General features: G+C 40.6%; 17 protein-coding genes. 1 reads left to right on the top strand and 16 read right to left on the bottom strand.

Features of this window, described 5'->3' with window-relative positions; translation table 11 throughout:
- Positions 1-5: 5 nt before the first annotated feature.
- Entirely contained in the window at positions 6-803 is a 798-nt protein-coding gene (locus tag NSQ44_RS07155) for an ABC transporter ATP-binding protein (protein ID WP_340856224.1), read from the bottom strand.
- Between the two features lie 220 nt (positions 804-1,023).
- Between NSQ44_RS07155 and NSQ44_RS07150 the strand changes: the two genes are divergently transcribed.
- Positions 1,024-1,767, top strand: a complete 744-nt coding sequence (locus tag NSQ44_RS07150; RefSeq protein WP_327855953.1) for a DUF3784 domain-containing protein — start codon at positions 1,024-1,026, stop codon at positions 1,765-1,767.
- 451 nt (positions 1,768-2,218) lie between these two features.
- On the opposite strand, the gene NSQ44_RS07145 is transcribed toward NSQ44_RS07150, so the two are convergent.
- The 15 genes from NSQ44_RS07145 to NSQ44_RS07075 all read right to left on the bottom strand — a co-directional run bounded on the left by NSQ44_RS07145 (position 2,219) and on the right by NSQ44_RS07075 (position 15,428).
- A complete protein-coding gene (locus NSQ44_RS07145; RefSeq protein WP_340856221.1) occupies positions 2,219-2,851 on the bottom strand; it encodes a HoxN/HupN/NixA family nickel/cobalt transporter in 633 nt (210 codons plus the stop codon).
- 26 nt (positions 2,852-2,877) lie between these two features.
- Positions 2,878-3,726 (bottom strand): urease accessory protein UreD, encoded by an 849-nt coding sequence (locus tag NSQ44_RS07140; RefSeq protein WP_340856218.1) that lies wholly within the window; start codon positions 3,724-3,726, stop codon positions 2,878-2,880.
- Complete coding sequence (gene ureG, locus NSQ44_RS07135; protein WP_094245569.1) at positions 3,690-4,298, bottom strand: urease accessory protein UreG; 609 nt, start codon at positions 4,296-4,298, stop codon at positions 3,690-3,692. The genes NSQ44_RS07140 and ureG overlap by 37 nt, the downstream gene beginning before the upstream one ends.
- A 167-nt stretch (positions 4,299-4,465) precedes the next feature.
- Positions 4,466-5,149, bottom strand: a complete 684-nt coding sequence (locus tag NSQ44_RS07130; protein ID WP_094246483.1) for an urease accessory protein UreF — start codon at positions 5,147-5,149, stop codon at positions 4,466-4,468.
- Positions 5,142-5,591 carry an urease accessory protein UreE gene (locus tag NSQ44_RS07125; protein WP_094245568.1) on the bottom strand — a complete coding sequence of 150 codons (450 nt, stop codon included), beginning with the start codon at positions 5,589-5,591 and terminating at the stop codon, positions 5,142-5,144. The genes NSQ44_RS07130 and NSQ44_RS07125 overlap by 8 nt, the downstream gene beginning before the upstream one ends.
- A gap of 11 nt (positions 5,592-5,602) precedes the next feature.
- On the bottom strand, positions 5,603-7,312 hold the full coding sequence (gene ureC, locus NSQ44_RS07120) for an urease subunit alpha (RefSeq protein WP_340856212.1): 1,710 nt from the start codon (positions 7,310-7,312) through the stop codon (positions 5,603-5,605).
- Complete coding sequence (locus NSQ44_RS07115) at positions 7,309-7,632, bottom strand: urease subunit beta (protein ID WP_063386862.1); 324 nt, start codon at positions 7,630-7,632, stop codon at positions 7,309-7,311. The genes ureC and NSQ44_RS07115 overlap by 4 nt, the downstream gene beginning before the upstream one ends.
- Before the next feature lie 13 nt (positions 7,633-7,645).
- The gene (locus NSQ44_RS07110) at positions 7,646-7,948 is read right to left on the bottom strand and encodes an urease subunit gamma (protein ID WP_063386861.1); all 303 of its coding nucleotides are present in this window, start codon (positions 7,946-7,948) and stop codon (positions 7,646-7,648) included.
- A 206-nt stretch (positions 7,949-8,154) separates the two neighbouring features.
- A complete protein-coding gene (gene urtE / locus NSQ44_RS07105) occupies positions 8,155-8,856 on the bottom strand; it encodes an urea ABC transporter ATP-binding subunit UrtE (protein WP_066248741.1) in 702 nt (233 codons plus the stop codon).
- The gene (urtD, locus tag NSQ44_RS07100) at positions 8,850-9,599 is read right to left on the bottom strand and encodes an urea ABC transporter ATP-binding protein UrtD (protein WP_340856210.1); all 750 of its coding nucleotides are present in this window, start codon (positions 9,597-9,599) and stop codon (positions 8,850-8,852) included. Before urtD ends, urtE begins: the two co-directional genes overlap by 7 nt.
- A complete protein-coding gene (urtC, locus tag NSQ44_RS07095) occupies positions 9,574-10,638 on the bottom strand; it encodes an urea ABC transporter permease subunit UrtC (RefSeq protein ID WP_063386858.1) in 1,065 nt (354 codons plus the stop codon). The genes urtD and urtC overlap by 26 nt, the downstream gene beginning before the upstream one ends.
- A gap of 11 nt (positions 10,639-10,649) precedes the next feature.
- Positions 10,650-11,552: an urea ABC transporter permease subunit UrtB gene (gene urtB / locus NSQ44_RS07090; protein WP_063386857.1), complete on the bottom strand. Its 903-nt coding sequence runs from the start codon at positions 11,550-11,552 to the stop codon at positions 10,650-10,652.
- A 24-nt stretch (positions 11,553-11,576) separates the two neighbouring features.
- On the bottom strand, positions 11,577-12,824 hold the full coding sequence (gene urtA / locus NSQ44_RS07085) for an urea ABC transporter substrate-binding protein (protein ID WP_063386856.1): 1,248 nt from the start codon (positions 12,822-12,824) through the stop codon (positions 11,577-11,579).
- A gap of 337 nt (positions 12,825-13,161) precedes the next feature.
- Positions 13,162-13,959 (bottom strand): energy-coupling factor transporter transmembrane component T family protein, encoded by a 798-nt coding sequence (locus tag NSQ44_RS07080; protein ID WP_340856207.1) that lies wholly within the window; start codon positions 13,957-13,959, stop codon positions 13,162-13,164.
- Between the two features lie 11 nt (positions 13,960-13,970).
- On the bottom strand, positions 13,971-15,428 hold the full coding sequence (locus NSQ44_RS07075; RefSeq protein ID WP_340856204.1) for an ABC transporter ATP-binding protein: 1,458 nt from the start codon (positions 15,426-15,428) through the stop codon (positions 13,971-13,973).
- Positions 15,429-15,436 lie beyond the last annotated feature (8 nt).

Below are 15,436 nucleotides of genomic sequence, written 5' to 3'. Positions count from 1 at the left end.
TCTCCCTATAACAATCTATTATGATTGTTTTGCAAAAGCTTCGCATAATATCGGCCATGAAAATTTTCCACCTCGATGCCTGCTTCAAAAAAGTCTGACAATCGTTCACTTGAAAGCAGCTCTTCTGTTCTTCCCTCAGCAAAAACCTTTCCTTCCTTTAATAACAGGGAATTGGTGAAGCAAGGTAAAATTTCTTCAACATGATGCGTCACGTACAGGATCGTTGGCGCATTGGGCCTTTTGGCAATTGTTTCAATCAGCCCTAAAAGCTCTTCTCTCGCCAATAGATCAAGACCATTGCACGGCTCATCTAAAATAAGGAGCTTCGGCTGAGGCATAAGCGCCCGCAAAATCAGCACTTTTTGCTTTTCCCCTTGGGAAAGGCTGTCATATGTACGCCCACTTAGTTTTTCCACCCCGAATAGCGTCATCAAAGACCGCATCTCTTCTAAATCGTGTTCATCCGGTGTTTCATATAAGCCGATTGACGCGAATTTTCCGCTCAAAATAACTTCTTCAACAAGATCATGTCCGTAAATTTTTTCTTGGAGCGATGAGCTGACAAGACCGATTTTTTTCCGAACCTCGCGAAAATCTGCCTTGCCAAAAGTAAATCCAATGACGGAAACCGTTCCTTTTGAAGGAAACAAATAGCCGTTTAACAAATTGAGCAATGCTGTTTTCCCCGCTCCATTTCTTCCTAAAATACACCAATGCTCGCCTTCATCAACATTCCAATTTATATTCTCCAAAATATATTTTTTGTTGCGAATGAGCGAAACATTTTCAAGTGCAATCACCATACGCTTGCTCCTCTCCATACGTTACATTATAATTATTATTCCAAAAATTTCTGTTGAAGGAAAGAGAGGATCATTGAAAAATCTGATTTTTCCATCAAAAGTGTTTCCTTCTTTCTTCAGATTGGTTTAGTTCCATTAGGTATTTATGCGAGTGAAACATTTGTAAGATAAAACCGTAGAAATAATCAAAATGTTTTGTAAAGCGTAAGGGGGAAGCATTGTGTCAACAGATACGATCGTTTTTTTAATCACTATGGGGTTCACACTTATTATACACGGGGGCCTGACGTATTTAGTCGTAAAGAAGCAGGATTACAGCTTAATATCGGGCTTCTACAACAGACCGGAAGAAGAACAGCAGCGATTAATTGAAAACGGTTATCCGCAGGCAATTGGTAGATTGCTGCTTTATACGTTCATCATTTTGTTCATTTCGGTCATTTTAGCACTTTTTCAAATCCCATATGGATTTGAAATAGGCATGCTGCTGTTTCTCATCGTACTGCTCGGCGGTTCGATCTATGTACAAAAATATGAACTAAAGCATAAACGGAAAAAATATTATTGGATTACCGGAATTATTGCGGCTATTGTGATCACATTCGTTATCGTTTTAGGCTATTTGGGACTTGAGGAGCATGATGTGATCATAAATGACCGTCAGTTAAAGGTAACGGGTTTATATGGGGTGGAATGGCCGATTGATGAGATTGACCGTGTGAAGCTGTTGGATGAACTTCCCGATGTCGTTGCCAAAAGTAATGGCTTTGCGGCTTTTAATCGTTTGAAAGGATCTTTTCGGCTAAAAGAGCCGTACGGTGGAGGAGGAAAATTGTTTGTTTACAAAGGGCGTGCACCGTATGTATATATCGAAAAAGATGATGATTATATCATTTTGAATCAAAAAGACGGGAGCGAAACGCAAAAGCTGTATGACCAATTACTGGAAAAGATAAGCGAATGATAATTGTGCACATGGAACCCTGATCTACAAATATATAACGGAAACTTTTCAGTGGTCGCCCGTAAGAGATATTTCAGACTTGAATTCTTCCCATATATGAAATATGTCGTGTATTTTTTTATGTTTAGTAGAAGTACGGACGTATTCATTGAATACTTCGTTGCCAAAGAGGATTTCTTCGTTGGGGGACATGACAAAATAGGGAAAGGGGATTTGAAATTGAACGGCTGAGCTCATCTAACCACCTCTATCTCACAGTTTCGCGGATTTTTTAGGTTGGCGATTTTTCGCCTCTTTACATATATTTGATTTACGAACCAGTTTCTACAAAAAATGTGGATGATTATTAAAAGAATACAATACTTTAATGATTTAGTAAATAATCCCAATACACATGAAAAAACCCATTTGGATGGAGTGATCCAAACGAGGTTTTAAGCAATTAATCGATTTATATAAACAATCCGTCTTTAAAGCCGATTTCATAAATATAAAAGATGCCGTATAATATACTAATTGCTCCGGCAAGCGAGCAAATGAACGGAACATATTTTTTGACTTTGCTTCCGAGAATAAACGGCAGGCCGAGAATGGTTGTAAAACAAAACATGCCGATGATCGTCCCGACTCCGAAAATGCAGATGTATAAAAACGCTTGAAAATAGCTTTCAACAGTTGTCATCGTTAACAGCACCATTGCCGCGCTTCCTGCCAAACCGTGAATAAAACCGATGATCAATGATTTAATATTTGTATATTCCGTTTCATCGTTTCGCGCCAGTTTGTGCCTGCCATCGCGAAGACTTAAAATTCCTAAAATCACTAACATAATCCCGACGAATAATTCCAATGTCAATGAAACCTTCTCCGGAATAGCTGTTTTTAATCCGATCACGATCATCCCGATCAACAAAAGGGTAGCGGTGTGTCCAATTCCCCAATATATTCCTGTTAAACTGGATTTCTTTAAAGTTTTTGTCCTGCTGGCAATTGTGGACACAGCAATCACATGATCCGGTTCAGTTGCATGTTTCATCCCGAGAATCAATCCGAAAAAAAGCACGGATAAAAAATTGACTGACACATTTTTCACCTCTTCTATTTATCTCTTTAATATTTTCGTAATAGGATTGGAGGTTCTTTTAATAGATAAGCTCTCGCCAATCGGTGAACTTCCAAAAACAGCCCCTCAATGTGATCGGTATGGTTTCCTAAAATTCTAATCATAAAGGCAGATGGCAAAAATCTTGAAATGCCGATCCGTCCATCAAACGGTCCTCCCTGCAACTGGCATGAAATCTTTTCCATTAATTTATCATCCACTTCGTCAGAAATAACGAGGAACGAACCGTAATGTGTATAGCCTTCCATATTCAATAATTGATCAATTCCCTGATCCCCTTGTTGATAAAAATGATCGAACAAAATCAATCGATTTTCCTTATAAACTTTTAATTTCAGCCGAATTGCATCGAAACAGAACGGCTGCCCGGTTTCAGACCAGCCCGGCGTAATAATTTCTTTGTACAAAAAGGCTGCACCCTTTTCCATATGGACGATGGTTTCCTGCTCAAAGCGGGCCTGTTCATAAACGATCAGCGGATCTGACAAATATTCCAGCACGCTGTCTTTTTGCAATGTAAACAAGAATTTCTGCTTGACAGGCTTTTTCGGTGTTTTATAAATTTTCGTTGAAGATTGGGACGTCACCGCAAGCTTTGCCTTTTCACCTAAGGAAATTTCTTGTGCGTATTCATCCCCGTCTACACATCCGCCGCCGACATGAATCACATACACGATTGGAATCGACGATTCCGTATAGACCGGCTTTGTCATTTTCAAAGCTCCTTGAAAAAAGTGATCCGTAATTACGGTCCGCTCCCCTTTTTGCTCCGCGCGAATCTGCAAAATTCCTTCCATTTCTACAACCCTGCCAGCAGCGCATTTCGCTTGATCCAATCGATCACATTTTCTAAACCAATTTCTTCCTTTAAATTAGTAAAAAAGAACGGCCGCTCCCCCCGCATCATTTTCGTATCTTGTTCCATGATTTCAAGACTTGCACCGACATAAGGAGCGAGGTCGATTTTATTGATGATAAACAAATCAGACTTAATCATCCCTTGTCCCCCTTTTCTTGGGATTTTTTCCCCTTGGGCAACATCAATGATATAAATGGAGAAATCGACTAATTCCGGGCTGAAGGTTGCCGCTAAGTTATCTCCGCCGCTTTCAACAAAAATCATATCTAAATCCTCGTGTCTTTCTTTTAACTCATCAATCGCCGCAAAATTCATCGATGCATCCTCACGAATGGCCGTATGGGGACAGCCGCCTGTTTCGACGCCGATAATCCGATCCTCCGGAAGAACGCTGTTTTTTATTAAAAATAAGGCATCCTCTTTTGTATAAATATCATTAGTGACAACGGCAACACTGAATTCCTTTGACAAATAGCGAGTCAATTTTTCCACTAGCAGCGTTTTGCCGGCTCCTACCGGCCCTCCAATTCCGATTCGTATAGGTTCCATTATGACTGATTCGGGATTAGCCCCAAATCTTTCCCCCCTTATCTTTTGATCAAGCTTTGCAGTTTTTTTTGAAAAGAAGCAGATCGCTTCTTTCGCTTTCCAGCCTTTTCGCTTCAGCCAAGCAAGCAGAGAGTTTGTAAAAATAATGAAACTCTGAAAACAGTCTGTTAAGACATAAAAAGTCTTACATGCAATTGCTCATGCCTCATTTGTGCAATTTCAAGGCCAGGTGATTGCGCACCTAAATCGTCGATCGATAGTTTGCCAATTTTTAAAACAGCTCTCCTCACATCCTCCTGCAAATCTTTTAATAGCAGCTGCCCTTCTTTTTGACCGATCGGAATGCCGCGGACTCCGTTTTGTACAAGCGTTTGAATAGTGGAATACAAATACGTTACAAGCGTTGTTTTTTCATCCGCTCCTATTTTTATCCCGACAATGGCAAAAACGAGAGCCGCATGTCCGTAAAGCTCCTTCGCTTTTATTTTTTGAGCATATTGTTGCAGTGTTGAATGAGGGTAAATATTTAAACAAAGCTTCAGCATTTGCTCGCCAATTCTTCGGTTCCCTTCTTTCGTTTCTTTAGCCATTGAGCTGGCGTAAAGAATCTCATCCAGCTTCCAAAGCTCCTCTTGTTTCCCTTCTTTTTCAAATTGATATGCAAGCCGGCAAGCCAGTCCGTCCGTATAGACGAGCTGCTTGTCAATGTACGTTTTTAAAAAACTTTTAAATGTACTTGCATCTTTTATTTTCTGCTCAACAATATATGTTTCGAATCCGAACGAGTGGGAGAAGGCTCCGGAAGGAAAGTTTGAATCGCTTATCTGCAATAAAGGCAGCCAATCAATCATGGTGATGATGTCCGACATATCGAAAAGGTTGTTTTATTTTTCGTTTCTCCCGTTTGCAAGCAATGTTCAGCTCGTTTGCAAGTTGTTCTACAAGATGATCGTATTGCACGATCATTTCATTTCCTTCAAACTGAGCCGGCAAATGTCTGTTGCCGATTTGATGTGCAATTTCTCCCATCTCTTTCAGCGTAGCCGGACAAATGACAAGGACATCTTCAGGCAGGACAGAAATAATGATCATATTGTTTTCATCTTCATATAAAATGTCACCATCTGCCAGCTTCTTTTCCTCCTTTAAACGAATCCCTATTTCGTTCCCGTGGTCTGTTTTCACTCGTTGAATTCTTTTGAGCAGATCATCGCTTCTTAAATAGACGCGCTCCACATGTTTTTCCTTTACTGCTTTTGCATAAATATTTCCAAGTGTTTCTTTAATAATCATCCGTCTTCACCTCAAAACAGAAAATATCTTTGCGCCATCGGAACAACTTCAACCGGCTGACAATTGATCAATTCACCGTCCACCTTTACCTCATACGTTTGTGGATCGACTTCGATAGAAGGAGTTTCACCATTAAAAACCATGTCCTTTTTCGTCAATGTACGAACTCCTTTGACGGTTTTCACGATTTTTTGCAACTTTAACTTTTCGGGAATGCCGGCTTTTATTGCTGCTTTTGACAAAAATGTGATCGATGTTTGTGAGACAGCTTTGCCAAATGATCCGAACATCGGACGGTAATAAACAGGCTGCGGAGTTGGAATGGATGCATTTGGGTCTCCCATCAAACTATAGGCAATCATTCCGCCCTTGATGATCATTTCCGGCTTCACCCCAAAAAAGGCCGGATTCCAAACAACTAAATCCGCCAATTTGCCGACTTCTACAGAGCCGACATATTCAGATATTCCGTGGGCAATCGCAGGATTGATCGTATATTTTGCCACATATCTTTTCACTCTGAAATTGTCATGATCTTGGCCGTCTCCCTTTAAGGAGCCCCGCTGCTTTTTCATTTTATCTGCGGTTTGCCATGTCCGCGTAATCACTTCGCCGACCCTTCCCATCGCTTGCGAGTCGGAACTGATCATGCTGAATACGCCAAGGTCATGAAGAATATCTTCCGCCGCAATCGTTTCTTTGCGAATGCGGGAATCGGCGAAGGCGATATCTTCAGGAATAGCCGGATCCAAATGATGGCAAACCATCAGCATATCTAAATGTTCCTCGAGCGTGTTGACTGTAAACGGTCTTGTCGGATTTGTCGAAGAAGGCAAAACGTTTGGCAGGCTGGCCATTTTCATAATGTCCGGGGCGTGTCCCCCGCCTGCGCCTTCTGTATGGTATGTATGAATGACCCGGTCTTTAATCGCTGCAATGGTGTCTTCTACAAAACCGGCTTCATTTAACGTATCTGTATGGATGGCAACTTGCACATCATACTCGTCAGCTACGGATAAACACTGATCGATCGCCGCCGGTGTTGAACCCCAGTCCTCATGCAGTTTTAAACCAACTGCACCTGCTTTGATTTGCTCCTCTAACGCTTTTTTTCCGGATGAATTTCCTTTCCCTAAAAAGCCGAAATTCATAGGAAAATGTTCAACTGACTCCAGCATTCTATAAATATTCCATTCACCCGGTGTACAAGTCGTTGCATTTGTCCCTGTTGCAGGCCCCGTTCCTCCTCCTATCATTGTTGTAATTCCAGATGTCAAAGCTGTTTCAATTTGCTGAGGGCATATAAAATGAATATGGGTATCGATTCCGCCTGCCGTAACAATCATTCCTTCTGCCGCAACGATTTCGGTTGAAGCTCCGATTACCATTGTGACGCCATCCATTAATAATGGATTTCCCGCCTTTCCGATCGCGGCAATTTTCCCATCCTTTATGCCGATATCCGCTTTATAAATACCTGAATAATCAATAATAATGGCGTTTGTGAGAACAAGATCCATCACGTCTTTCCTTTCGGCAAATGGATGCTGTCCCATTCCGTCGCGAATCACTTTCCCACCGCCGAATTTTACTTCATCTCCGTATACGGTAAAATCTTTTTCGATTTGAATGAAGAGTTCCGTATCAGCCAATCTAATGCTGTCTCCAGTTGTCGGGCCGAACATATCGGCATATTGTTTGCGCGGCATTTGAAAACTCATTTGTCCGCCTCCTTTGTCAACGGTCCGTTCGTCAAATTATTTAGACCGTACACTTCTTTTTTTCCCGAAAATTCAACGAGCTCTACGATTTTCGCATCGCCCGGCTCAAACCTTACCGCCGTTCCGGACGGAATGTTTAAATGCCTGCCGAACGCCAGCTGCCGGTCAAATTCGAGCGCCCTGTTTACTTCAAAAAAATGAAAATGCGAACCGACTTGTACTGGACGGTCCCCTCTATTGACAACATTGAGCTTGATCGCCTCTTTCCCTTTATTGCAAACAATCGGAGCTGATTTTAATCGATATTCCCCTGGAATCATTTTTTCACCTCTTTCACCGGATCGGATCATGGACGGTTACAAGCTTCGTTCCGTCTGGAAATGTTGCCTCCACCTGGATATTTTCGATCATTTCCGGAACGCCTTCCATCACATCATCTCTAGTTAAAATTTTTGTGCCATATTGCATCAACTCCGAAACCGTCCGTCCTTCCCTTGCGCCCTCCATAATCTCATATGTGATGATGGCCACTGCTTCCGCATAGTTCAGCTTCAAGCCTTTTCTCTGCCTTCTGCGCGCTAAATCTGCAGCAACAACGACCATCAATTTTTCCTGCTCTCGGGCCGTCAGCTTCATAACACCCTTCCTTTCTAACAGACAATCAAAAATAACACGATTTTCTTACATTCCATTTCCCTCAATGGGTTGAAGATAAAATGTGTTTTTATGTTATTTTTTATTACAAATATAATTCACATCATGTGAAACACCAAGTGTTATGTCATATTTTTTAACATAGAAAATTTAAAAAAATTTTTCTAGGGGGAGGAGGAAGTTTTAAATTAAACTACTAAATATTGTTGAATGTCTTCAATATTTGTGTTTTTTACTACACCCTTTGATACAACAGTTCTTTTGTCCAAAATATAGTATTCATCAGAACAGGCAAATGCTGAATCTATGCTGTGCTCAACTAAAACGACGCCAATTCCTTTTTTGGACGCAATTTTTACAATGACCTCCTGTATTTGCTCTACTATAGATGGTTGAATACCTTCCATCGGTTCGTCCAGCAATAATAGCTCGGGCTGCCCGGCAAGAGCCCTCGCAATGGCCAATTGCTGCTGCTGCCCGCCGCTTAAATCTCCTCCTTTTCTCTTCAACATTTCCTTTAAAACAGGAAAAAGCTCGAAAATTTCCTCTAAAACAAGCGTTTTTTCTATCTTTTTCGAAACAGCTTCAAAGCCTAAAATGAGATTTTCTTCTACAGTCAGCGAAGAGAAAATCTCCCTGCCTTGGGGAACATATCCGATTCCTTTTTTTGCCCTCCTTTCCGGAAGCTCATGTGTAATTTCCTGATCATTCCAATAAATAGTCCCGTCCATCGGCTTTAACAATCCAATAATCGTTTTGATCAATGTTGTTTTTCCCGCCCCGTTTCTTCCAAGAATGGAAACGACCTTTCCTTTTTCAACTTCAAGATGGACATTATTCAACACCATCGTTTCATCATATCCTGCTTTCAAACTAGATATTTTTAGCACACCTTTGCCTCCCTTCCTAAATAAACCTCTGCAACAAGCTCATTTTGCTGCACTTCCTCCATGGAACCTTCACACAAAATTTTCCCTTCATGCATAACTGTTACCTGTTCAGCAAAATTCCGAACAAAATCCATATCATGTTCAACAATCAGCACTGCGCAATTCTCAGCTATTTCTTGAATAAACAAGCCGGTTTTTTCCCTTTCCGCCCCAGTCATGCCGGCAATCGGTTCATCAAGAAGTAAAACTTCCGGTTTTTGCAGCAGCTGCATGCCGATTTCAAGCCATTGTTTCTGGCCGTGGGACAGCAAGCCTGCTGGGTCATAAGCTCGATCTAAAAGATCGGTTCTCTCAAGCATTGCCGTAATTTCGTCTTTTTCATCCGCGGTTAATTTCGCCTTCATAACGGAAACAAGATTTCTATTTTGTTTGATCGATAACTCCATGTTTTCAAATACGGTTAATTCAGTAAAAACGGACGGATTTTGAAATTTTCTAGCGATTCCATGCCGAACGATTTCGTGTTCTCTCCGCTTTGTCAAATCTACTCCTTGAAACATCACTTTTCCATCTGCTGCTTTTGTTTTGCCGCAGATGACATCAAGAAGAGTCGTTTTGCCCGCACCATTCGGACCAATTAAAAAACGAATTTCTCCGTGATGAACATCTAAATTGACACCTTGAAGCGCTTTAAAGCCGTCAAAATCAACAATAATATCATGACACGACAGAATCGGATTCACCTTTTTTCACACCTTTTTCAAAAAATTTCGCAATACGCTTTGGAAAAGCTTCGAACAACCCGGCAATTCCTTTCGGGAAAAAAACAACGATCAAAATGAATAGAATGCCTAAGCAGAAAAGCCAAACATCCGGATATGTTTCACTGAAAAAGCTTTTGGCTCCGTTTGTTAAAATTGCTCCGATTATGGCGCCGAATAACGAATGACGGCCGCCGATGGCTACCCATAAAACCATTTCAATTGAAGGGATTATATCCATCATCGAAGGAGAAATGAGACCGACCTGCAAAACAAACAACGCGCCAGCTATTCCGGCAAACGAAGCAGATAAACTGTAAATAAACACTTTAAAAACAGCCGGATCAAATCCTAAAAACCGAAGGCGGTTTTCGCCGTCCCGAATGGCAATTAATACATGGCCAAGTCTGCTTTTGGTAATCCAAACAGATAACATAAAAATGGCAAACAAAGCGAAAACGGTAATAGCATATAAAACAATTTGTACCATTGGTGAGGATAAAGAAAACCCAAAAACGGTGCTAAAATTGGTTAGTCCGTTTGTACCGCCTGTCAAATCCTGTTTGGCAATTAAAAGTGTGACGACGACAACAACGACTGCCTGTGACAAAAGAGAAAAATAGACGCCTTTGATCCGGTTTTTAAACGTAAGCATGCCCAAAACCGCTGCCAGCATAGCTGGTATGAAAATTGCTGCCATTATGGAAAAGAAAGGATTAAAGAAGGGCTTCCAAAACCACGGAAGCTCCTGCACTCCGTTCCATTCCATAAAATCCGGCAACGCTCCTTTTGAAGCCTCCAATTTTAAATACATCGCCATGCAATAAGCTCCAATCCCAAAATACACGCCGTGACCTAAGCTTAATATCCCGGTGTACCCCCAAATAAGACAGATTCCTACTGCAATGATCGCATAGCAAAGAAATTTTCCGAGCAACGCTAAGCGGAATTCGGTTAAATAAAACGGGGCCAGAAGTAAAATCAGGAAAAATAACAGATAAATCATTTGTTTTCTGCGCATAATCCGTCCTCCTAATCCAATGCCCTTGTGCGATAAGAGAAAATACCTAACGGTTTCCACTGCAAAAATAAAATGATCACTGCAAATACAATGACTTTTGCCATCGTGGCGCCGAAGGAATATTCAACAACAGTGCTAAGCATTCCAATGCCAAATGCGCCGATAATCGTCCCTTTCAATCCGCCAATTCCTCCTAAAATGACAACCATAAACGCATCGACAATATAGTACGTTCCAATTGTAGGGCCGATCGGTCCTAATAAAGTTAAGCTACAGCCAGCGATTCCGGCTAATCCAGCTCCGAGAGCAAAGCCTAGAGAATCTATTTTTCTTGTAAAAATCCCTAAACAGGAGGCCATATTTCTATTCATCGTGACCGCTCTTATTCTCAAACCGGTAGACGTTTTGTTTAAATAATAATAAAGCAAAGCGATACAAACGATTGACAGAGATAAAATCAACAACCTTTTATAAGGCAATGTAATGCCAAATATTTGCCAGCCTCCATCCATCCAAGCAGGTGCAACAACCGCAACATTCGGAGCGCCAAATATGGATCTGGCAATCTGCTGTAAAATCAAACTAATTCCCCAAGTGGCCAAAAGACTGTCTGTTGGTCGATTATATAGAAAACGAATGATTCCTTTTTCAAGCAGATAACCGATAAATGAAGCAACGAGAAATGAAATCGGTATAGCAATAAAGTAGTAATAATTAAACAAGCTTTCCGGCAAATATTTAGAAAAAATGAGCTGCATTACATAGGTTGCATACGCACCGACCATAATTAATTCACCGTGGGCCATGTTGATGACATTCATTAAGCCAAACGTTATAGCTAAGCCAAGGGCGATCAATAACATGATCGACCCAAGGCTCAACCCGTTAAACAGTTGACTGATGAAAATTGACAAGCTGTTCACTCCTATCAATTTAGATTATTCATTATTTTTAGATAATTTTTCCGCCCAAGAATAGCTTTTTAAATACGGATCCGGCTTTACCGGCTCACCAGAATTCCAAATTTCTTTAAATTGGCCGTCCGGTTGAATTTCGCCGATTCTTACTGTTTTCCACAGATGCTGATTCTCGCCTTCTATTTTTACCGTGCCGCCCGGAGCTTTGTACTCGATTCCCTTCGCAGCTTCCTTGACCTTTTCAACCTCAAAAGATCCCGCTTTTTTTACTGCTTCTGCCCATAAATGAACAGCTATGTAAGCCGCCTCAATCGGATCATCCGTTACACGCTCTTCACCATAAGCTTCTTTATATTTTTCAACAAACGCTTTGTTTTCTGGTGTATCCGTTGTCTGGAAATAATTCCATACCGCTAAGTGGCCTGCTAATACTTCCCCGCCGATTCCTCGAATTTCTTCTTCAGCAATGCTAACCGACATCACAGTAACATCCTTCGATGTGATTCCGGCATCCTTCAATTGTTTGAAAAAGGCGACATTGCTGTCTCCATTTAATGTATTAAAGACTACGTCAGGTTTCACTTTTTTCATTTTATTGATGACCGTGCTGTAATCAGTATGTCCTAAAGGTGTATATTCTTCGACAACTACTTCTCCGCCTTCAGCTTTTAATTGTGCTTTAATAATACTGTTTGCCGTGCGCGGAAACACATAATCCGAGCCAATTAAAAAAAACTTCTTCCCTTTATTGTTTAACAGCCAGCTGACAGCAGGCACAATTTGTTGATTGGTGGTCGCCCCCGTATAAAAAATGTTCGGAGAAGATTCCATTCCTTCATATTGAACGGGGTACCAAAGCAAGCCTTTATTTTGTTCGACTACCGGCAGCATGGCCTTTCTGCTTGCGGAAGTCCAGCCGCCAAAAATCGTCGCTACCTTATCCTGTTGCAGTAATTTCTTTGCTTTCTCAGCAAAAGTCGGCCAGTCAGATGCGCCGTCTTCAATAACCGGTTCAATTTTCTTTCCTAAAAGCCCGCCTGAGTTGTTAATTTCTTCAATCGCCATTAATTCTGCGTCCTTTAAAGAAACTTCACTGATCGCCATCGTGCCGCTTAATGAATGGAGAATACCGACTTTCACAACATCCGTTTCATTTTGTTCGCTATTCTGTCCATCGCTTGATTCCTTTTCCTCTAAAGCAGAAGACATGGCACATCCACTTGCGAAAATTACAGAGAAAATCGTTAGAAATAAAAAAATTTTTTTCATTATTGTCCCCCTTTTTAACACTTTATGTAATTTTATATAACAAAAATACCGATTCCCTTTCCTTCATACAACAAATACGGAAAAAATGTTAACATGATTTTTCAAAAAAAATACCTCTAGGTGTTTCCCCTAGAGGCTCTTTTTCATCAAACAAACTCATTCACTTTTTGCTTCAAAATGGTTTACTTCTTGTTCCTTTTCAGAAAAAAATTGTTTGACACTGTCCATCGTTTCCTAAGTTGGGACAATCACTTTACTTGGATGCTTTCGGGACTATTCAATCATTTAAATCTACCATGCAGCGATTATGAAAAAGCATTTTGCAGCCGTCTGCCATTTATTCAATATACCTTACATCTGTAACCGGGAAAAACGGAAGCATCTGAGCTGCATAGTAGCTTAACAAAATAGCGATTATAAAATAAAGGACAAAGCAAAGATCGTATTTGGAAAACCCGATTTCGTAGTAAAACGTTCTTTTTGTGTCATTCGAAAATCTTTTCGCCTCCATCGCTACAGCAATTCTGTGCGCTCTGCGAATGCTTTGCGATAGCAGCGGAATCGAGTATGCTTTCAATTTATGAAAAAAATTCGCTAAGCCTTTTCTTTGTTCAACACCTCTTACAATCATCGCTTGCCGTATTGTTTGAAACTCTTCGATCATAATAGGGATTAAACGAATGCCTGCCATAAAGCTGTAAGCATATTTAGGCTTTAACTTTAATTGCTGCATTAACGAATAAAATAAAAAAACCGGTCTTGTCGTTAACGAAAACATTAACCCAAGCAGAGCGAAGATAAGGGCACGAAATCCTAAATGAAGACCGCGATAAAAGCTTTCTTCTGTAATATGGATCAGCCCCCATTTCCACCATGTTGTCTCACCTTTTCCAAAAAAGATCATGGAGGTAGCAGTCGACACAAAAATAAGCACGAATGGAATCAGCAATAAAAGTATGCGCTTCATCGGATGACCGGTAAAAAAAGCAAATAAAAGAAAGGCGGAAACTGTGTAGTTAATTAAAAAATTAATGTTGTGAATAAACAGAACACTAATAAATAAAACGATCAGAAACAATAGCTTTAAGCTCGGGTTGATTTTATGCAGCCATGTTTCTTTTATGTCAAAATCCATTGTAGATCCTCCTATATCTGAACATACATCTGCTCATCCTCACAAGAATGAATTTCGTCCTCTACAAGCTTCCCGCCTTCGATCCGCCAAACTCTTGTCGCCATATGCTTTGCTATTTGTTCATCATGTGTCACCATCAAAATGGTAGACCCTTGTTTGCGATAATGTTCTAAAAGCTCCAGAAGCTGAAATGTATTGGATGAGTCTTGCCCAAAAGTCGGTTCATCTAAAAGCATGATCGGCTGTTTTTTAATGATTGAAGCGGCAACACTCAATCTTCTTTTTTGTCCCATTGAAAGCTGATACGGGTGTTGATGCCGGTGCTTCTGTAAATGAAATAATTCGAGCATTTCTTCTACTTTTGTTCGAATTTCTTCTTCTTTCATCCGTTCAATCCTCAACGAATAAGCAATTTCATCGTAAACTGAATTGGTGACAAATTGAAATTCCGGATTTTGAAAAACGAACGACAGCATGTTGGAAAGCTTTTTTATTTTCTTTGCTTCTTTTTCTAACAGCAAATAAGTGCCGGTCGTTTGTATAAACTGCATCAATGAATGTAACAAAGTGCTCTTTCCGGCGCCGTTTTTCCCCACTATCGCAATCCATTCACCTGCATGAACCTTTCCATACGGTACATCGATTTTGACTTCCTTCTTTCGATATCCTTTAAATTGCTCAAGCTCAATCACGACCTGTTCTTTTAAAGAGGTTTTTTTGTAATACCCCTGCTTATCACGAAGATAATCCTCCCATACACCGGGATACCAAATGCCGTCTTCGCGAATTTCTTTCCGATACCGAGAAAAAATTTGTTCTTTCGGACCGTCTGCGACGATTTGTCCTTTTTGATTAAATAAAAGTATGCGGTCGACAAAGTCAAGAACATGATCAATTTTATGTTCAACGATGATAACTGTTTTATCTTGAGCTGCTTGTTTCATCGTGTCCCATACCGCTTTTGTCCCTTCCGGATCCAGCATTGCAGTCGGCTCGTCCAAAAATAACACGTCTGGATGCAATGCTAAAACAGTGGCGATCGCCAGCCGTTGCTTCATCCCGCCTGACAATGATTGAATGCTGATATGAAGATCATCAAAATGAAGGCCGACCATTTCCAGGTAAACTCGCATTTTTTCATGCATTTGTTCTCTTTGCACTTGCAAATTTTCCAAAACAAAAGCCATTTCTTCATCTACATACGGCATGCAAAATTGCGTGTCAGGATCTTGAAACACATATCCCCAAGATGACGGAGTCAAGATTTTTTCTGCTTTCATCGGCACTTCAATAGATTTTGGAATTAAACCGCTTAGCACTTGCAAAAACGTCGATTTCCCACAGCCGGAAGGACCAAAAAGCAAGACTTTTTCTCCCTTATAGAAAGAAGAGGATACATCCTTAAAAAGCAAGGATTCCTCTCCAGGATATTTTAATCGTAAATTTTTCACTTCGCATACTAGATCCATGTTTGCCA

The sequence above is a fragment of the Aeribacillus sp. FSL M8-0254 genome (assembly GCF_038008845.1).
GTDB lineage: Bacteria > Bacillota > Bacilli > Bacillales > Aeribacillaceae > Aeribacillus > Aeribacillus composti.
This window is presented reverse-complemented; position numbering and strand designations above follow the sequence as displayed.